19 protein-coding genes and 3 pseudogenes are annotated in these 18077 nt (G+C 63.5%); 12 read left to right on the top strand and 10 right to left on the bottom strand.

What is annotated here, in order from left to right:
- The first annotated feature begins 2 nt into the window (after positions 1–2).
- Both PQ467_RS11125 and PQ467_RS11120 read left to right on the top strand, forming a co-directional pair.
- Positions 3–995: a DUF2891 domain-containing protein gene (locus PQ467_RS11125; RefSeq protein WP_274176142.1), complete on the top strand. Its 993-nt coding sequence runs from the start codon at positions 3–5 to the stop codon at positions 993–995.
- Positions 996–1204: 209 nt separating this feature from the next.
- Positions 1205–1384 (top strand): annotated as a pseudogene (locus PQ467_RS11120) (IS3 family transposase); the annotation flags it as partial.
- Positions 1385–1571: 187 nt separating this feature from the next.
- Here the strand turns inward: PQ467_RS11120 and PQ467_RS11115 are convergent.
- Complete coding sequence (locus tag PQ467_RS11115; RefSeq protein ID WP_274176141.1) at positions 1572–2462, bottom strand: LysR family transcriptional regulator; 891 nt, start codon at positions 2460–2462, stop codon at positions 1572–1574.
- 115 nt (positions 2463–2577) lie between these two features.
- Here PQ467_RS11115 and bla point away from each other — a divergent pair, with 115 nt between their 5' ends.
- Positions 2578–3468, top strand: coding sequence for a subclass B3 metallo-beta-lactamase (bla, locus tag PQ467_RS11110; RefSeq protein ID WP_274176140.1), 891 nt, complete (start codon positions 2578–2580; stop codon positions 3466–3468).
- A 6-nt stretch (positions 3469–3474) separates the two neighbouring features.
- Here the strand turns inward: bla and PQ467_RS11105 are convergent, their stop codons facing one another.
- The gene (locus PQ467_RS11105; protein ID WP_274173472.1) at positions 3475–3687 is read right to left on the bottom strand and encodes a hypothetical protein; all 213 of its coding nucleotides are present in this window, start codon (positions 3685–3687) and stop codon (positions 3475–3477) included.
- A gap of 205 nt (positions 3688–3892) precedes the next feature.
- On the opposite strand from PQ467_RS11105, the gene PQ467_RS11100 reads away from it, so the two are divergent.
- From PQ467_RS11100 to PQ467_RS22750, 4 genes and pseudogenes are all read left to right on the top strand, one after another.
- Positions 3893–5407, top strand: a complete 1515-nt coding sequence (locus PQ467_RS11100) for an N-acyl-D-amino-acid deacylase family protein (RefSeq protein WP_274173471.1) — start codon at positions 3893–3895, stop codon at positions 5405–5407.
- Between the two features lie 2 nt (positions 5408–5409).
- Positions 5410–6681 carry an alanine racemase gene (gene alr / locus PQ467_RS11095; RefSeq protein WP_274173470.1) on the top strand — a complete coding sequence of 424 codons (1272 nt, stop codon included), beginning with the start codon at positions 5410–5412 and terminating at the stop codon, positions 6679–6681.
- A 24-nt stretch (positions 6682–6705) separates the two neighbouring features.
- The gene (locus tag PQ467_RS11090; protein WP_274173469.1) at positions 6706–6984 is read left to right on the top strand and encodes a hypothetical protein; all 279 of its coding nucleotides are present in this window, start codon (positions 6706–6708) and stop codon (positions 6982–6984) included.
- A gap of 22 nt (positions 6985–7006) precedes the next feature.
- Positions 7007–7267: pseudogene (locus PQ467_RS22750) on the top strand (STAS domain-containing protein); the annotation flags it as partial.
- Here PQ467_RS22750 and PQ467_RS11085 read toward each other — a convergent pair.
- Both PQ467_RS11085 and PQ467_RS11080 read right to left on the bottom strand, forming a co-directional pair.
- A complete protein-coding gene (locus PQ467_RS11085; protein ID WP_274173017.1) occupies positions 7222–8781 on the bottom strand; it encodes a DUF389 domain-containing protein in 1560 nt (519 codons plus the stop codon). The pseudogene PQ467_RS22750 and the gene PQ467_RS11085 sit on opposite strands and share 46 nt — an antisense overlap.
- Complete coding sequence (locus PQ467_RS11080; RefSeq protein WP_274173468.1) at positions 8778–9077, bottom strand: cation:proton antiporter domain-containing protein; 300 nt, start codon at positions 9075–9077, stop codon at positions 8778–8780. Before PQ467_RS11080 ends, PQ467_RS11085 begins: the two co-directional genes overlap by 4 nt.
- A 12-nt stretch (positions 9078–9089) precedes the next feature.
- Here PQ467_RS11080 and bufB point away from each other — a divergent pair, with 12 nt between their 5' ends.
- A complete protein-coding gene (gene bufB, locus PQ467_RS11075) occupies positions 9090–9860 on the top strand; it encodes an MNIO family bufferin maturase (RefSeq protein ID WP_274176139.1) in 771 nt (256 codons plus the stop codon).
- Positions 9851–10597 (top strand): HvfC/BufC N-terminal domain-containing protein, encoded by a 747-nt coding sequence (locus tag PQ467_RS11070; protein WP_274173467.1) that lies wholly within the window; start codon positions 9851–9853, stop codon positions 10595–10597. Before bufB ends, PQ467_RS11070 begins: the two co-directional genes overlap by 10 nt.
- A gap of 93 nt (positions 10598–10690) precedes the next feature.
- Here the strand turns inward: PQ467_RS11070 and PQ467_RS11065 are convergent, their stop codons facing one another.
- Positions 10691–12217 (bottom strand): ABC1 kinase family protein, encoded by a 1527-nt coding sequence (locus PQ467_RS11065; RefSeq protein WP_274173466.1) that lies wholly within the window; start codon positions 12215–12217, stop codon positions 10691–10693.
- A 145-nt stretch (positions 12218–12362) separates the two neighbouring features.
- Here PQ467_RS11065 and PQ467_RS22745 point away from each other — a divergent pair, with 145 nt between their 5' ends.
- Positions 12363–12767, top strand: a complete 405-nt coding sequence (locus tag PQ467_RS22745) for a hypothetical protein (RefSeq protein WP_443192942.1) — start codon at positions 12363–12365, stop codon at positions 12765–12767.
- A gap of 79 nt (positions 12768–12846) precedes the next feature.
- On the opposite strand, the gene PQ467_RS11055 is transcribed toward PQ467_RS22745, so the two are convergent.
- Together PQ467_RS11055 and PQ467_RS11050 are read right to left on the bottom strand one after the other, a co-directional pair.
- Positions 12847–13632 carry an acid phosphatase gene (locus PQ467_RS11055; RefSeq protein WP_274173464.1) on the bottom strand — a complete coding sequence of 262 codons (786 nt, stop codon included), beginning with the start codon at positions 13630–13632 and terminating at the stop codon, positions 12847–12849.
- Positions 13633–13672: 40 nt separating this feature from the next.
- Positions 13673–14356: a ZIP family metal transporter gene (locus PQ467_RS11050; RefSeq protein WP_274173463.1), complete on the bottom strand. Its 684-nt coding sequence runs from the start codon at positions 14354–14356 to the stop codon at positions 13673–13675.
- Positions 14357–14458: 102 nt separating this feature from the next.
- Between PQ467_RS11050 and PQ467_RS11045 the strand changes: the two genes are divergently transcribed.
- On the top strand, positions 14459–14593 hold the full coding sequence (locus PQ467_RS11045) for a hypothetical protein (protein ID WP_274173462.1): 135 nt from the start codon (positions 14459–14461) through the stop codon (positions 14591–14593).
- Complete coding sequence (locus tag PQ467_RS11040) at positions 14590–15192, top strand: DUF1826 domain-containing protein (protein WP_274173461.1); 603 nt, start codon at positions 14590–14592, stop codon at positions 15190–15192. Before PQ467_RS11045 ends, PQ467_RS11040 begins: the two co-directional genes overlap by 4 nt.
- Before the next feature lie 124 nt (positions 15193–15316).
- Here PQ467_RS11040 and lldD read toward each other — a convergent pair whose 3' ends face one another.
- The 3 genes and pseudogenes from lldD to PQ467_RS11025 all read right to left on the bottom strand — a co-directional run.
- Positions 15317–16525, bottom strand: coding sequence for an FMN-dependent L-lactate dehydrogenase LldD (gene lldD / locus PQ467_RS11035; RefSeq protein WP_274173460.1), 1209 nt, complete (start codon positions 16523–16525; stop codon positions 15317–15319).
- A gap of 99 nt (positions 16526–16624) precedes the next feature.
- Complete coding sequence (locus PQ467_RS11030) at positions 16625–17518, bottom strand: LysR family transcriptional regulator (RefSeq protein ID WP_274173459.1); 894 nt, start codon at positions 17516–17518, stop codon at positions 16625–16627.
- A 322-nt stretch (positions 17519–17840) separates the two neighbouring features.
- Positions 17841–18056 (bottom strand): annotated as a pseudogene (locus PQ467_RS11025) (IS91 family transposase); the annotation flags it as partial.
- Positions 18057–18077: the final 21 nt, after the last annotated feature.

The raw sequence follows: 18077 nt of genomic DNA, 5'->3' as shown, positions 1-18077 counted from the left end.
AAATGGCCTTGACGCCCGAACGCGCCGCCGCCTTCGCCGCAATTGCGCTTGGCCATGTCACGCGCGAATATCCGCATAAGCCGGATCATATTCTGACCAGCGATGCGGATCTCTATCGCCCGCGTCAGGTGCACCCGATCTTTTTCGGCAGTTTCGATTGGCACAGTTGCGTCCACGGCTATTGGCTGCTCGCCCGCATCCGCCGCCTTTACCCCGATCTTGCGGAAAGCGCAGCGATTGAATCCCTGTTCGCAGAAGCCTTCACGCCGGAGAAGGTTGAGCTGGAGCGGCGCTATCTCGACCTGCCCATGTCGCGCGGGTTCGAACGCCCTTATGGCTGGGCGTGGTTGCTGATGCTTCAGAGCGAATTGATCCTGGGGGGCGGTGGCTATGCGGACCGGCTGCGTCCGCTGGCCGATGCGTTTGCCGCGCGGTGGTGCGCGCATCTGCCGCTCATGACTTATCCGGTGCGTGTGGGCACCCATGCCAATACCGCCTTCGCGCTGATCCTGGCCGACCGCTACGCGCGGGTCGTGCAGGACATCGGCATACGCAAGCTGATGGCGCAGCGTGCCCGCGCATGGTTTGGGCATGACCGTCGAGCTCCAGCCTGGGAACCGGATGGCGAGGATTTCCTCTCGCCCACCCTGATAGAAGCGCTGGCGATGCAGCGGCTGCTGCCCAGGGCAGAGTTCGAGACGTGGTTCACTTCTTTCCTGCCCGATCTGGTCCATGGCGCGCCTGCCTCGTTGCTGACGCCAGTTTATGTCAGTGATCGCAGCGATGGCCGGATCGCGCATCTCGATGGCCTCAATCTCAGCCGCGCCTGGGCGATGCGATCCATCGCGCCCGCCGTCAGCGGCGCCGTGAGCGAGGTCCTGAACTCTGCCGCGCACAAGCATCTGGCGGCCGCCCTTGATACAGTGACGGGTGACTACATGGGCGAACATTGGCTGGCGAGTTTTGCAACGCTCGCTCTGATGGGCACGGAATAATGCTGTGCAAAACAGGACGCTGATCGGGCCGGACGAGCTGGCTTATTGAACCTGACCGAGTTTTCCGCAGGCTCCAACTTCTGAGAAAGTGGGGCCGATATGAGCAGGCGACGAACAAATTTGCACCCGAAGTCTGGGCCGGTGCAGTGCGTATGGTGCTGGATCACGAAGGCGACCATTCTTCTCGCTGGGCTGCCATCGTCTTGGTCGCGGAGAAGATCCACCGGCGCGGGCCATGGCGATCCTTTGAAGCCGTCGAATTTGCCACGCTCGAATGGGTGGATTGGTTCAACAACCGTCGCCTGCTTGAGCCTATCGGCAACATCCCGCCCGCCGAGGCCGAGGAACTCTATTACGCCAGACTAGATGAGGTCTCCATGGCTGCCTGACCTAAACCAAACAGCCTTTGGCAAACTCGGTGCGGTTCACTATTGGGTCCACACCCAGGCAGAAATTAGCCCCCACTTTTCTGGACCATGGACTGCTATGGGCAAGTCTTATCGGGGCGCCAAACATCGACATAGGGGCGGAACAAGAATCGATCCGCCCGGCAGAACTCATCTTTGCTGGCGCTCATTATTCAGGGCACAATGGCGCTTCTGCTGCCGCCTCGCGAAGCAGCCATTGGCGAAAGGAACGCATGGCGTCGCTTTCCTTGCGCGACAGGAGCCGCGTCAGCCAGTAGCGTCCGGCATCGACCGCAATGTCGAAGGGCTGAACCAGGCGTTCGGCAATCAGTTCGCGGGTGAACATGGCGGCGGGCGCCAGCGCCACACCCAAGCCATTGGCCGCCGCCGCGACCATCAAGGCGGAGCTGTCGAACACCGGGCCGCGTAATACGGGCTGGGGGCAGCCCGCCGCCTCGAACCAGCGGCGCCATTCATCGGGCCGATACGAACGCAGCAGCGACTCCTGCACGAGGTCGCGCGGACCGTTCAGGCGGGCGGCGATCGAGGGCGCGCAAAGCGGGGTCAGGCCGGCCTCGAACAGGGGCTCGGCAAACGTGCCATGCCAGGCGCCGTCTCCGAACCGGATGGCAAAATCGAGCGCTTCGGCCGCGATGTCGACGCGATTGTTGTTGGTTGAAACGCGCAGGTCGATGTGAGGACAAGCGCTCGCGAAGCCGTCCAGCCTGTGAAGTAACCAGCCGGTTGCAAAAGTGCCGACAACGCCGATGTTGAGCACCGCGCGAAACCGTCCGTCCGCATATTGGTCGAGGACAGCGCCCACCCTGTCGAACATGTCGGCCAGCACCGGCACCAGCGCCTGTCCATCATCGGTTAGCGCCAACCCTCGCGGCAGGCGGTGGAACAGACGCGTGCCGAGCCGCCGCTCCAGTTGCGCAACCTGATGGCTGACGGCCCCCTGACTGACGCACAGTTCGATGGCCGCGCGGGTGAAGTTGAGATGGCGCGCCGCCGCCTCGAAAGCGCGAAGGGCATTGAGGGGGAGCTGGGCGCGGTGCATTGCCAAGGTATGAAGCAAGCTCATGGCTCTGTCGAGAAATGATGCTTTGTTGCGCCGCCTCGCTTGCAGCAGTTTTTGCCGCGAAGGAGACGTGCAGATGTCGAGAACACAATGGATGGCAGCGGGCACATTGGCAGCTTTGTTGGCCCCTGTCAGCGTATCGGCGCAAGCCGCCCAGGACCCGCTGACAAAGCCGATCATCGGCTCCCATACCGCCGAATGGCTGGCCCCGGCGCCGCCGGAGAAGATCTTTGGCAAGAGTTATCTTGTGGGGTTTGGTGGCCTGAGCGTCGCCTTGATTGATACAGGCGCGGGCCTGATTCTGATCGACGGCGCCTTGCCGCAAGCTGCACCCGCCATCCTCAACAATGTCAGGCGGCTGGGCTTTCGCCCGCGCGACATCAAATATATTCTGAGCACCGAACCCCATTTCGACCATGCGGGCGGCATTGCCGCACTGGCGCGCGACACAGGCGCCACCGTCCTTGCCAGTCCGCGCGGCGCGCAAGGGCTGATGGCGGGGCGCATGGCGTCCGACGATCCGCAGCGTGGCTATAATTCCTCCTGGCCGGCGGTTGCAAAGGTGCAGACGATCCGTGGCGGCCAGACCTTGCGGCTGGGGAACACGACAGTCACCGCGCTGGCGACGCCGGGCCATACGATGGGGAGCATGAGCTGGCGCTGGCAATCGTGCGAAGGGCGGGCATGCCGGACGATTGTGTTCGCCGCGAGCTTGAACCCGGTTTCGACCGACGATTATCGCTATACCGCGCCGCGCGCCCGCCCGATCGTCGCCGGTTTCCAAAGTAGCTATACCACGATGAGCGCGACGCCCTGCGACATCCTGATTTCCGCTCATCCCGACAATGCGGGCAAAGGCCGATACAACAACCAGCCCGGCGCCTGCCGCGCCTATGTCGAGCGTTCACGCAAGGCGCTGAATCAACGCATAAAGTCGGAGCGGGGCCACGCCCAAGCCGCTGAACATCCTGAATTACGGCAGTAATTTCCATTATGGTGAACTGGAAGCAGTCGACCAGACCCGGTCACTCAGATCAGCCAACTCGAACGTCGGCACCAGATAAAAGCGGCCGATGGGCGCCGTGAAGCGGACCGTCAGCCATGCGCTCTCATAGTCATTCATGGTGGCTTGCCTGCTGATTGTCTGAAAGCGGGCATAGTTGCCAATCGGCCCACGTAGCCGGGTCTGGGACTTGGTGGCCATTCGGATTGTGCTCAACGGATGACTCGTCATGGACGGATCGGACGTTCAGTCGATCAGCAGGCTCAAACCAGTGATGTCCGGCCTCGTCCCGTGACGCAAAAAAATTATGGGCATGATCGCAAGGCTTTAGGCCCAAATCGCCAAGGCCTTGCACTTGCCAGTTGCGGCCCTTCTGCGTCATTCAACAGCGAAGGGGGATAATTCCATGCGCAAATTGGTGCTGATGCTGGCCGTTGGTCTGTTTGCGAGTGTATCGGCGCAGGCTTCGACGCTGGTCATCGGAGCAATGGTGATCGACGGCACCGGTGCGCCAGGGCGTAAAACCGCCGTGCGGATCGACGGGGACCGCATCCTTGCGGTCGGCCCGCTCAAGCCGCGCAAGAGCGAGACGGTGATCGACGCGCATGGCCTTGTCCTTGCGCCCGGCTTCATCGATGCGCACAGCCACCATGACCGGGGCGACTATTCCGACCCGGCCATGCCGCCGGTCGTGGCGCAGGGCGTGACGACCATCGTTATCGGGCAGGACGGCGAGAGCGACGCGCCGTTTGCCGAAGTCGCCGCAAAATTCAGGATGCATCCCGCCGCCATAAACGTCGCCAGCTACACCGGCCATGGCCTGCTCCGCGAGAGAGTGATGGGGACGGACTACAAGCGCTACGCGACGCCTGCCGAAGTGGCGGCTATGCAGAAGCTGCTGGCCGCAGACATGGCAGCAGGCTCGCTCGGGCTGTCCACCGGGCTGGAATACGATCCCGGCATCTATTCGGCACATGAGGAAGTGCTGGCGTTGGCCCGCACGGCGGCGGCAGCCGGTGGGCGCTACATAAGCCACATGCGCAACGAAGACGTCGCCTTCGACGCCGCGCTCGACGAACTGCTCGACATCGGCCTCAAGACCGGCATCCCGGTGCAGGTCTCGCACATCAAGCTTGGCGTGGTCGATAAATGGGGCACCGCCAAGGATGTTTTGGCAAAGCTCGATGCGGCGCGCGCACATGGCATTGACGTGACGGCGGACGTCTATCCTTATGAATACTGGCAATCGACGCTGACTGTGCTGTTCCCCAACCGCGACTACACCGACATCGAGGCCGCCCGCTTCGCCCTGGCCCACCTGACCACGCCACAGGGCATGCTGCTCGGCTTCTATGCGCCCGATCCCTCCCTTGTCGGCAAAACAATTGCGGATGTGGCGATGATGCGCGGCGAGGAGCCGGCGAAGACCTATCTCTGGTTGATCCAGACCGCCGAGGCTTGGCGCGCAACCCATCCCGATGGCGGGCGGGCCGAGGCGGTGATCGGCACCGCGATGGACCCGCGCGACGTCGCAGACTTCATCGCCTGGGACTTCAGCGTCATCTGCTCGGACGGTGCCATTGGCTCGCGTCACCCACGCGGGGCGGGAGCCTTTGCCAAGGTGCTGCGGCTCTACGTGCGCGAACAGAAGCGGCTGACACTGGCGCAGGCGGTCCACAAGATGACCGGCCAGACCGCCGAACAACTCGGCATCGCCGGGCGCGGTCTGCTCAAGCCCGGCTATAAGGCCGACCTCGTCCTGTTCGATCCCGAGCGGGTGATGGACAAGGCAACGGTGGAAAACCCTGCCGCGCTGGCGGAAGGCGTGGCGCTGGTCATCGTCAACGGCACTGTTGTTGCACGCGATGGCAAGCCGACCGGTGCCAATCCCGGACAGTTCCTGCAGCGCGGGGCAAAGTGACAATGCAGCGCCGGACCTTCCTCCGGGCCGGTGGCGGAGCGCTGGGCCTTGTCGCGGCGCAGGCCGTTGGCGCACCGGTCCTCTCGCCAGGCAACTTTGGCCTGACCGCCGCATCGGCATCCCGCCGCAACGGCTGGATCGAGGTCGACGCCCGGGCGTTCGAGGCGAACGTGCAGGCTGTGCGACAACTTCTGGGCAATGTCGGCCTCTGCGCGGTGATGAAGGCCGATGCCTATGGCAATGGCATCGGCCTGCTCATGCCGTCAATCCGCAAGCTCGGCATCACGGAAGTGGCGATCACCGCCAACGACGAGGCGCGGGTGGCACGGGCGCTGGGCTATCGCGGACGCCTTCTGCGCATCCGCGCCGCCGCGCCCGGTGAGATGGAAGATGGCTTTGCCTTCGGGATCGAGGAGATCATCGCCAACGTTGAAGCGGCACAGTGGCTGGCCGCGATGTGGCGCAAGCGCGACGGGCACAAGCCTCTGCCGGTGCAACTCGCGCTCAATTCCGGGGGCATGTCGCGCAACGGACTGGAGCTGTCGAGTCCTTGGGGCAAGGCCGACGCCCAGACTTTGCTGGGCATCGGCGGCCTGTCGGTTCGCGGCGTGATGACCCATTACCCAAGCGAGACGGCCGAGGACATCCTCGCCCAGCTGGCCCGCTTCGAGCAAGACATTGGCTGGTTGCAGGCCGAAGGGCTGATCGGCAAGAGCGTGATCCGGCACACGGCCAATTCCTTTGCCACGCTCGAACATCCGGCAACGCGGCTCGACATGGTGCGGGTCGGCGGGCTGCTCTATGGAGATCCCGGCAGCGTCAAGACAGACCGCTTTGCGCAGACGATGACGATCAAGTCACGCGTGGCGGCGGTGAACCATTTCCCCGCCGGACAGACCGTCAACTACGACCGCACCTACCGGCTTGAGCGCGAAAGCTGGCTTGCCAACATTCCGCTGGGCTATTCGGACGGATACCGCCGCGCCTTCAGTCATTCCAATCGCCCCGAGTTCGCCAGCGAGGCGACAAACCGAACCGAAGTGTTGATCGCAGGACGGCGCTTTCCGCTGGTCGGCAGGGTAACGATGAACACGCTGGTGGCCGACGTCACCGGCTTTCAAAATGCGATTGCCCTTGGAGACGAGGTCGTCCTGTTCGGTGCCCAAGGGCTTGAGCGGATCACGCAGGGTGAGTTTGAACGCAACAGCGCGTCCTATGGCCCCGAAATGCTCACGGTGCTCGGCGCTACTCTGCCGCGGGTGTTGTCGCGCTAAAGAAAGGACGAGCTTGAGTGGAAGGTGCTGTCAAAGCTCGGACAGGCGCCGGATGACGGCTTTGGCAAGATCTGCGGTTCGACACTTGCTGGGGAACGGAAGAATTGTTCCAAGCTCACCAAAGTTGGCTCCCCGCCTGTTGCGCAGGGAGCCAACTGTTCAAATTTCGGTGATCTCAGCAAGGGCAAGCGCATCTTCCACATCAAGCCCGAGCAGTATCTGAACGGCGCGCAGGTCTCCGCCGGGCGACGCCACGCGCTGCGCCGGGTAGATATGAACGGGACAGCTGGAGGTCACCTATGACCCCGACAGCGACACGTGCCATTATACCGTGTCCGGCCAGATCTTCTTTGCCAGCGCCGATACTTTGCCAACTATTTCGATCTGCGCGACCGGGCAGGGCGGGTTCATTTCGACCTTAGCGATGCCCATATGTGGGATGTGACGGCCGTTGGCGCGTTGGAAGGGGGAGTTGCGCCGCCACGGCATCCTTGTCGAACTTGTCGGGCTCAATCAGGCAAGCGCCATTCTGGTGGACCGTCACGCTCCGTTGGTGCGCGCTGAACCCGGCACCGTCTCAGGCTGAGCGATAGCGGAGGGAGGAGCGGACAAACGCAACTTGGCTTGTTGCGGCTTGCCTTGGGGATCTGGCGGAATGACGGATGCGGCAATGCCCGCCTGTTGCAATTGCTGAACGAGGGGGCTGACCTCCTCCTCCCGCCCTACTACGATCACCCGGTTCAGCCCCCAGCGTTGCACGGCCCAGATCGCCAGATCGGGCGTGATGGCACTGGCATCTTCCTTTGCGCCATCCAGAGCGACCGTCAGCTCCGCGCCAGCGGGCGGCACGATGGCCACGCGCCAGCCTTGCGCGGCCTGCGTCGCGGCTTCTTCGATCTGGCGATAATCAGCCAGCGCCCAGCCGGGCGCGGCGACCGGCGCGGCAAATACCATGCGTTCGGACCGATTGACCCAGAGCGCGGAGGTCGGCAGCCCGATGGCGGCGCGAATGCGGGCAAAGGGCGGCACATCGGCGGCAATGCCTGCGGCGGTGCGCTCCATCGCGGCATCGACCATCGCCTGCGTTTGGGCGGGCAGGTCGGCGGCCAGCACCTGTTGCAGCTTGACGGTAACCTTGGCCGCACCCGCTGCCGCCAGCGCCTTGCGCAAGACCTGCTCGGCATCACCGGCATAGTGTGAGGTGACGACCAGAGCGCTGACCTCCGGATCGCCCAGCAGCGGCCAGGATACGTCAAGCTGGGCAATCCGGCTGTTGGCGCCGTCCGTGGCCTCGGCAATGGCGGCGCGGGCGGTCTTGCGCAAACCGGCCTCGCGGCTGACCTGCGAGAGGGTCAGGCCCAGCGGAACCGCCAGAATGGCAAAGGCGCTCAACCCGGCCAGCACATAGCGCGGCGACCAGTCGACCTGCTTTTCGGGCAGCGCCGCGCCGCTCAGCCGCGCCACCAGCGCAAAGGCAAAGGCGATGGCCGACAGATTGGTGAGAAACAGCAGCAGCGCGCCTAATGCAAAAGCAGGCTGCCACACCGCCAGCCCATAGCCCACCGTGGTCAGCGGCGGCATCAGCGCGGTGGCGATCGACACGCCGATCGCCGTCCCGCCCTTTTTCATCACCGTTGCATAGCCGCCCGCCAGCCCGGATAGCAGCGCCACCACCAGATCAAGCAGCGTGGGCTGGGTCCGCGCGATGATTTCCGGCGTGGCATTGCGGATCGGGCTGGCCATTGTGATGAGGATGCCCGTTATGATGCCGATGGCCGCGCCCACCATCACCACCTTGGCCGCATCGCGGATGCGATGCCCGTCCAGCGCGGCAAAGCCGAAACCCAGCGCCGCAATCGGCCCCATCAACGGCGAAACCAGCATCGCCCCGATCACCACCGCCGTTGAGGATTGCAGCAGGCCCAGCATGGCAATGCCCGCCGCAATGCCGCACATCAGCGCAAAGCCGCGCGTCAGCCTGCCGTCATCCTCGACCTGCTGGCGGATTGCTGCCCCATCTTCCTCGTTCATTTCGGGCAGCAGGACCAGATGGGCCAGCTTGACCCGCCAGCGCCGCAAAATGTGATGCCAGTGCCTCAATGAACCGTCACTCCCGTCACGCCATGGTGCGCCTTGATCCGCTCGATCAGCGCGCCGATGCTGCCGCCCTGAACGATAACCGCAAACAGGACGACGATATAGGTGGCCGCCAGAATGGCGCTGCGGATTGGGCTGTCGGGCAGGGATAGCGCCAGCGCCACCGAGATGCCCCCGCGCAAGCCGCCCCACACCAGCGTGGGCAGGGCCAGCGGCCCCATGTCGATCATCCGCCGCATCAGCGCCAGTGGAATGCCCACCGACACGATCCGCCCGGCCATGACCAGCGCAAGCCGCATTATCAGGATTTTCTGGAAACCCGTGTCCCGGTCGATTTTGTCGAGGTGATCTCGGAGAATTTCATGGTGCCGGGCGGGCGCCCGCGCGACATTCTGCGCCGGGTCAGGCAGGACTATCCGGTGGCGCTACACGGCGTTTCCATGTCGGTGGGTTCGGCCGACGGGCTGCGGCTGGACTATCTGCTGCGGCTCAAGGCCCTGATCGCGGAAATCGAGCCTTTCATCCTCTCGGATCACCTGTGCTGGACCCGCCATGGCGCGCATAATTCCCATGATCTCTTGCCTTTGCCTTATACGCGTGAAGCTCTGGATGTGGTGTGCGCCAATGTGGGCAAGGCGCAGGATGTGCTGGGGCGCGAGATGCTGATTGAAAACCCGTCGAGCTATATCGCCTTTGCCGATAATGACATGGGCGAATGGGATTTTCTGGCCGAACTGACGCGCCGGACCGGTTGCGGTCTGCTGCTGGACGTGAACAATATACACGTCAGCGCGACCAACCACGGGTTTTCCAGCGCGGATTATCTGGCGGGGATCCCCTTCGCCTCGGTGGACCAGATCCATCTGGCCGGGCACACACAGGGCCAGCATTGCCTGATCGACACGCATGATCGGCCGGTGCCCGATCCGGTCTGGGCGCTGCTGCGCGATGCTTTGGCCCGCGCGCCGCGAGCGGCGGTGATGATCGAGCGCGACGATGCCATCCCGCCTTTGCCTGAATTGCTGGCCGAACTGGCCCTTGCGCGCGATATTGCATCGCAGGTAGTGGCCTCATGCGCCTGAGCGAGATACAGGGCGCGTTTCTCGACTGGCTGGCCAGTGGCGAGGACGCGGCGATGCGCCGCCTTCCTCTGGCAAAAGGGGCGGATCGCGGGCTGGGCGTCTATCAAAACAATTATCGCGCCGCGCTGATGGCCTGTCTGGCCGACAGTTTCCCGCAAACACTGCTCTGGCTGGGCGAGGGGCCTTTTGAGGCCGCAGCCGCCCGCCATATTGAGCGCGTTCCACCCGATAGCTGGACGCTCGATGATTACGCCTCGGGCTTTCCGGCCAGTCTTGCGGAAGATTATCCTTATGATCCCGAAGTGGCGGAGCTTGCCCGGATTGAACTGGTGCTTTCGCAGGTCTTTGTCGCCGCCGATGCTGCGCCGCTCGACCCCGGAGCGATGGGCGCGATCGATTGGGATCACGCAAGGTTGCAGACCGTTCCGGCGCTCTCGATCCTCTCGCTTCATTCCAATGCAGAGGATATCTGGATCGCTTTGGCCAATGAGACGCCTCCTCCGGCGGTGCGGTGGGGGAAGGAGGCACGCTCGGTGTTGATCTGGCGGCAGGGGTTCCTATGCCGATTGCGCAGTCTCGACAGCGATGAAGCCGGGCTGCTGGAATATTTGTCGCGCGATGCCTCTGCCTTTGCCGACCTGTGCAAGATCGCCGTGGCCCATTGGGGCGAACAGACGGGCATCGCGCGCATCGGGCAATATTTGGCGCAATGGGTGGCCGATGGGCTGGTACGATAGGGTGAAGTCTTGGGTTTGCAGCGGTTCTATGGTGGATCGTTGCGCGGCTACGGCTTTCCTAAATCGGCCGCGCGGAACTGACCCGAGCGGAAGCTATGCGAAGAGGCGCACGCCAGCAAACAGCAGCGATCCGGCGATGATTGCAGCGGCTATCCAGCGTCCGGCGGCCAAGATGGCGTCGGCCTGAGCATTATCTGCCGTGGCTTCTGCGGGCACGACCTCGAGACGGCGTATCGCCGCGCGCAGCAACCGCGGGGCATCGTCACCGATCTTGACGAGTTCCCACGCCAGTGCCTGCAGCGTCGGTGACCAATGATCGGGCGCCAGCCTCGCCGCAAATATCCTGAGCGAGGATCGATGTACGGCGGCCGAAAGATCAAATTCGGGCTCGATGCTCGACAGCACGCCATCGACGGTGACCAGCGCCTTGAAGATCAGCAGGAGGTCGGCGGGCATCGTCATGCCTTCGTTCCGCAGAAGCGGCAGGAAATCGGCCATCATGTCGCTCAATACCAATCGCCCACCGCCATGCCGGATAATCAGACGTTCGGCTGCAGCCTTAATCCGCACGCGCGGCGTGCCGCTACCCGCAGACCAAATCGCGAGAACGTCGGCCAGTTGCGCGGGGTCGCCAGCGTTCAGGGCTTGGACGAAGCTAATAAACTCCTCTCGCCGACGCGGTGATACGTGGCCGATCATACCCATATCAAGCAGCGCGATCCGATTACCGGGCAGGCATAGCAGGTTGCCGGGATGGGGGTCGCCGTGGAATCGGCCGTTTACCAGAACCATGTCGAGAACCATGTCGGCACCAAGCGCCGCGATCGCAGCGGGATCAATTCCAGCGGCGCGCAACGCCGTGCGGTTTCGGGGAGGCACTCCGTTGATATAGTCCATCACCAGCAATGTCTCTGACGTCCAGGCCCAGTGAATGACCGGGACAACCACGCGAGGTTCCTGCGCAAAGTCCGCGCGCAGCCGATCGGCGTTTCGACCCTCGGTCGTGAAATCCAGTTCCTCTGATATGGCCTCCGCAAGCTGTCGCATCATGGCGGTAGGCGCGAAACGGCGCGCCTCCGCACTCGCGCCCTCCACGATCGCCGCCAATTGGGCAATGAGGCGCAAGTCTGCTTCCATCCGCGGCCGAATGCCGGGACGTCGGATTTTCAGCACCACCTCGCGCCCGTCGGGCAGAGTAGCGCGATGGACCTGCGCCATCGAAGCGGCCGCGAGGGGCGCGGGATCGAACCAGGCGAAGGCGGTCTCCGGCGGTTGGCCGAGTGCGTCTTCGACAGCGGGTCGTAAGTCTTCGAATGCCAGGGTAGGTGCCCGGCTGTGCAGTTGCTCTAGTTCGGCGATCCACTCCGCAGGTAGCAGATCCCCGCGCGTCGCCAGGATTTGCCCAAGTTTGACGAAGGTCGGACCGAGTTCCTCCAGCGCCAGCCGTGTCCGCCTCGCCAGCGATGTGGTGTCTGCGTCGGGATCCGCCTCTCCGACATCTGCGGGCCTTTCGATCCCAAACCGCTGAAGGATGACGCCGAGGCCGAAACGGGACGCAACGTGGAGGATTTCTCCGAGGCGGTTCCGGTCGCGACCGGCGATGAGCAACGTCTTGATCATCCCGGATTGATAGCAGGACTATCCTAGCCTGCCATCCCCGCGTGCGAGCGAATACCTCAGGGCGGCATTTGGCGTCGATCATGACGGCATCGGATCGCTCTATCAGTATTTCCCGGGCAAGGACGCCCTCATCGGGGCGCTGATTGTGCGCGAAACGTCTCTTCTGCTCACAGATGCCGAAAGCGCGCTTGAGCAGCCGACGGGACAGGATGCCTTATCCGGCGTGATCCGTGCCGCTGTGCGTCACCAGCTTCATCGGCCGACCTTGGCCCGATTGCTCGATATAGAGGAGGCGCGACTGCCCCTCGATGAGGATACGCAAAGCGTCTCGCATCGGCTGCGGGCCATCCTGCTTGATGCGCTCAATCGGCCCGATGTGCGCAAACAGGCCGATCCAGTATTGGCCGCACATGACATATTGTCGATTATCAAGGGCATGATCGACGGCGCCGGCGAGCGCGGAGAAGGCGATCCGGCAAGCCTTGCCAAGCGTGTAACCCAGGCTGTTCGCGGCTATCTCGATCATGACGGACAACCGGCCCCCCTATGATCGGAAGGTTCGCCTGAATGCAACGGTGACGGTCCTTTTTGTGATCTCGTCGCTTCGACCCAGCACGCCGGTCCTTCCTTCAAAAGATCGGCTGCGCCACGAGAGCGGCCTCGGCACGGCATTGCGCGGCGTCCGGGCGAGGCTTTGCGGGATCGGCGCGTAATGCCCCGATTTCCGCCTGCGCGGCGGCAAAGTCGTCCCTGAAGGCGGGCACCTGATCGAGCGCGGCCAGCGTCGCAGTCGCCGACAAGCGTCCTGCTTCGACCGCACTGGCGTTATGAACGCCGCAGACGATCCGGCTTTCCCCGAACGCGCGGCCCCGTGCCAGAACCGGTGTTGCCCGGTCGGGTGCGAGCTTGGCCAGTAGCATTGCCCAAGTCCATCCGAGCGTGGTGTGTCCGGATGGGTAATCATAGCTGCCGGTCAGTTCCGAGCGCGGCTGACAGGTTGCCCCCGCATCATAGCGGAAAGGGCGTTCGCGCTTGTAGAAATTCTTTGTGATGCCGGTTGCGCGCGTCGTATCGAAGGCGGCGCGCTGGACGAGCGCTACGGTCTTGGGGGCATTCTCCGGTGTCAGGCTGACCCCGGCCGCACAGCTGTAATCGCGCATCACATCCGCGGGCGACAGTTTCACGTCGTTTGTCGCCATGTCCCAGCGCGGCGTCCCCCGAAGTGCGCGGGTGGCGCGAAAGATCGCGCGGTCGGCGGCGGCGCGCGCGTCGCGCGGTTTGGGTGCGGGCGGAAGCACCGCCAGCACGTCGAATGCGCCAGGTGACAGATAGCCTGATGGCCCCGCATGCTCCGCCGCGAAGGCTGCGGATACGAGAACCATGCCCGCAGCGGTGGTGAACAGGAATTTCTTCATGGCAACAACACTCCGCGTCATGGGCCGGAGAATGCCAGCCTCATCCGGCAAGGTGGATCACGCAGGCCATGAGGCCGAGGCCGAGCAGGCTGGCGACGCCACCGGCGGGACCGGACGCGCCGACGCGACTGCGCGGCAGCAACTCGGACGCGCCGATATACAGGAATCCTCCGGCGAACAGCGCCAGCAGCAGCGAGAGCTGTGCGAAGTCGATCCGCAATGCCTGCCCCAGCATCACACCGGCGAGCGGCGCGGCGGCATTGCCGAGCAGCCAGCGATGCATGGTGCGCGGCTGCGCCGATAGCGCCGATAGGCCAACCATGTTGGCGCCATCGGCCATGTCGTGCGCCAACACAGCGACAGCGACCAGCCAGCCCGTCGCGTCGGACAATTGAAATGCAAGACCGATACCAAGCCCGTCCATCATGCTATGCAGGATCAGGCTCACCCGGCCCGCCGATCCTGCTTGCGGCAGGCGATGGAGCAGCAGGTAGAGCGCCATTCCCGCCGCCAGCGTCAGGAAGATCGCTTCGCCGCCCTTCGCCGCACCACCGTGCTCAAGCGCTTCGGGCAACAGGTCGAGCAGCGCGAGGCCGATGACCATGCCGCCGGTCAGTCCGAACAATATGTCGCGGCGCTGTCCAAAGCGCATCGCCAGCCGGCCACCGATATAGGTCGACAGGCATGCTGTCGCGCCAAGAGCGTAAGGAAGCCACGGAGCCATTTGCCTATCGCCTCGTCTTCGTGGCGATACACCGCCTTTTGCCTTGAATATGTCTCATGGGGACGCAATGATACATTATATCATGATTCGCAAGGATGTTCGATGCCCGCCCTTTCCGATGTTCTCATCGCCTGCGATCACGGCCAGCTGCCGGTCAAGGATTTTGCCCCCGAAATGTCGGTGGGTCTGCGCGACCCATTCCCGGCTTGGGAACGCACCATGGAGATAGAGGAGTGAGCGTGGCGGCGGCGCTCGCCCCATCCCGTTCCGGCTTTGCGGTGCAACAGGCCGATTGTTCGGTCCTGACCGCAGCGGCAACACCCGATGTCCATCTGGCCCTCTGGTGGCGGTCGGTACCGAATGGACTGGACTGGATTGCGGAACTGGACTGGGACGGAATCGAGGATCTCGATTTCGTAAGCCCGGTCGCCGACCTTGATGACGAGATCGCGCAGGGGTTGGCCGAGGCAGGCTATCCAACCGATGGGCGTGCTTTAGTGCTTGCTCGCGAAATCGCCGATCTGGCACGGCATTTCGCCACGATCTTTGATTTGACAGCGGTGAAGTTACGGCTCGAAGTGATCGACACCGATGCCTGTCGTAAATTCCATGCCGACACTGTCATCGCCCGCCTGCTCACCGCATTTTTTGGCCAGGGCACGCAATGGATACTTGCCGCTCAAGGCCACGATGCCTTGATCAACCAGATGCGCACCGGCGATGTGGGCATCTTCAAGGGGAGGCTGTCGGTCGATGAACCGGCGATTCTCCACCGCTCGCCGCCAATCGCCGGCAGCGGGGAAACCCGTCTGTTGCTGGCCATCGATCCTGCCTAAGAAATCGATCGGAGAGCTATCATGTTCCGGACTCTCTCGGCAGGTTCAATGTCATGAACTCGTTTATGGCTTCTCCGTCAGGAGCCGACCAGCAACCAGACTGGGCGGTTCCGATCCGGTAATTTTAAGGGTGGCTTACGCCATCACCTGCCGCGCCACGCCGCTCCCGCATACCGCGTACATGCCGGATTTCTCCTTCGACAGTTTCCAGGCAATCGTAGGTGATGTCGGCAATCGTCCTGGCACCGGTGAGGATCATCGTAATGCGCAGGTCCGCGGCAATCAGTTCCAGCAAATGTTCGACACCGGCTTGCCCGCCTACGGCGAGGGCATAGATGTAGCTGCGGCCAAGCAGGACGCCCTGCGCGCCCAGCGCCAGCATCCGGACGACATCGAGTCCCGAACGCACACCCGAATCCGCAAGGATCGTGAGGTCGGTGGCGACGGCATCAGCGATTGACGGCAACGCCCGCGCGGTGGGTACCGCCCCGTCGAGCTGGCGCCCGCCATGATTGGACACGATGATTGCATCTGCGCCCATGCGGGCGGCGTCCCGCGCGTCCTCCGCGTCCAGAATTCCCTTGAGGACCAACTTGCCCTTCCAGCTCTCGCGGATCCATTCAAGATCAGACCAGCGGATCGAGGGATCGAAATTGCGGGAAAGAAAGCCCGTGTAATCCGCCATGCCCATCCGGTGGCCGGTGTAGCGCTCGATATTCCCGAACGAGAGCGGCCGGCCGAGCAACCCGACGTCCACCGCCCATCGTGGATGGGCGAGCGCCTGCAGGTACTGGCGCGCCGTTGCGCCGTTGCCCGCCATTCCCGAATGGCGATCGCGATACCGTGAACCCGGTGCGGGCATATCGACCGTGAAGACAAGCGTGTGCATGCCAGCTGCCCAGGCCCGCTCCAGCGCATTGCGCATATAGCCACGGTCCTTGAGGACATAGAGCTGCGACCATTGCTCACCACCAGCCTGTTCGGCGACTTCCTCGATCGGGCAAACCGAGACGGTCGACAGGACATAGGGGATTCCTTTCGCCTCGGCCGCACGCGCCGCCTGCACTTCGCCGCGGCGAGCAAACATGCCGGTCGCGCCCACAGGCCCCAGCGCGAACGGCAGCGCCCAACGGTGCCCAAGAATGTTGGTGCCCAGATCCGGCTCGCCAACACCGTGCAACACGCGCTGGCGCAGTGCGATGCCCTGAAGTGCGGCGATGTTGCTTCGCATCGTGCTTTCGGTGACAGCCCCGCCGTCGATATAATCGAAGAGGAAACGCGGAAGGCGCCGCCGGGCAGCTTCACGATAATCGGTGGGCGCAGAAATAATCATAGCGGCCTCCTTCGCCGTACGCGCCGGAACGCTTGACGAGACGAGCCATATCCGAGGGCAGACCACGACGATAGCGAAAGCTTGGACTAAAAATTATTCCTAATGGGAATGTTCGCCGGGTGGCTGGGTCAGCAGCGCCAGCCAGGCTCGCGCGGCGTGCGACAGGAAGGCTCCCGTTCGCCAGATCATCGTCAGGCGCCATTCGGTATCCGGTTCTGCGAGCAGGGGCGCCGCAATACCTGCGCTCAAGCGCGCCGGCTCTGCAAGGCTTCGCGGCAGAAACGCAACGCCCAGCCCGGCGCGGGCCAACTCGAGCAGGAAATCGACCTGACTGCTGCGCGCTGCGACCGCGGGCTCGAAACCATGTCGGCGGCAAGCCGCCAGCACGAGCCGGTTGATCGAGAACCCTTCTCCGAACAGCAAAAACGGTGTCTCGCGCAGGGCGCCGATCTCTACAGCGCTCGCCCCAGCCAGCGGATGATCGGTGGCCAGCACGGCAACCAGCGGCTCACGCCGGACATCTTGCCATTCGAGGTCCGGGGCGTCTGGCTTGAGGCTGGCGGCCAACTCGATATCTCCCGCCCGTACCATAGTGATCAACTCGTCGCCGCCATGTTCGGTCAGCCGGATTTCGATCCCGGGATAGCGAGCCCTGAACCCGGCGACGACCGGGCCGAAGATGCTGCTGCTGGCGACCAGCGGCAGGCCCAGACGCAGCGTGCCCCGCTTCAATCCCCGCATTTCCGCAATGTCTGCCAGCAAATCCTCTCGAGCCGCGAGCAGCTTCACCGCGCGCGGATAGACAAGTTCGCCAAGTGCGGTCAGCCGTGGCCTGTGGCCGATCCGGTCGAGGAGCGGTGCCCCCAGTTCATCTTCGAGCTGCCGCACGGCCTTGCTGACGGCAGATTGAGTGGCGAAGATGGTCTTCGATGCCTGAGAAAAGCCTCCTTGCCTGACTACTTCGACAAAAGCGCGGAGGGTGCGGAGGTCCATCAGTATTCCATACAGGAATGATCGGCAGAAAAACAGATCGCTTTTCGTGCTTTCTGGCAATTCTTATCCCGGCCTGACGATGAACAGCGCATTACGTCCGGAACAGCGGGACGCACGGTATCGTTGGCGCGCCTTCAGCCGTCACTTTGCTGTTCGCCCTGGTCCTGGTGCTGCGCCGCCCCGACCTTTCCTGGGCGCCCTATGCCGCGTTCTGGACGCGCCTGGTCGATCCGCTCACATCGAGAGCGACACGCTTGCGTGTGATGACGTGGTTCGTTGCCAACGGAGCGTTCGTCGTCGGGACAGTGTCGATGCCGATCCCCAGTGCCGATCCCCAGATGTGCAGAACCGCGGTTATATCGATCCGCACGCCGAGGTGTTTGGGATCGAAGGTGAATGTCAACATCGTGCCCGCAGCCGTGTGGAACAGCAGGTCATAGACCACCGCCTTGTTCTGCTAGGCGATGTCGGCGGGCACCGTGAAAACGACGTGGAAGTAGCCCACCGGCAACAGGTCATGCTCGATACCTGCCCGCGCGGGGTGATCGTCTTTCCGGGT

It is taken from the genome of Novosphingobium sp. KACC 22771, assembly GCF_028736195.1.
Taxonomy (GTDB): domain Bacteria; phylum Pseudomonadota; class Alphaproteobacteria; order Sphingomonadales; family Sphingomonadaceae; genus Novosphingobium.
The sequence above is the reverse complement of the archived record's forward strand: the minus strand, read 5'-3'. Positions and strand labels throughout refer to the sequence as shown.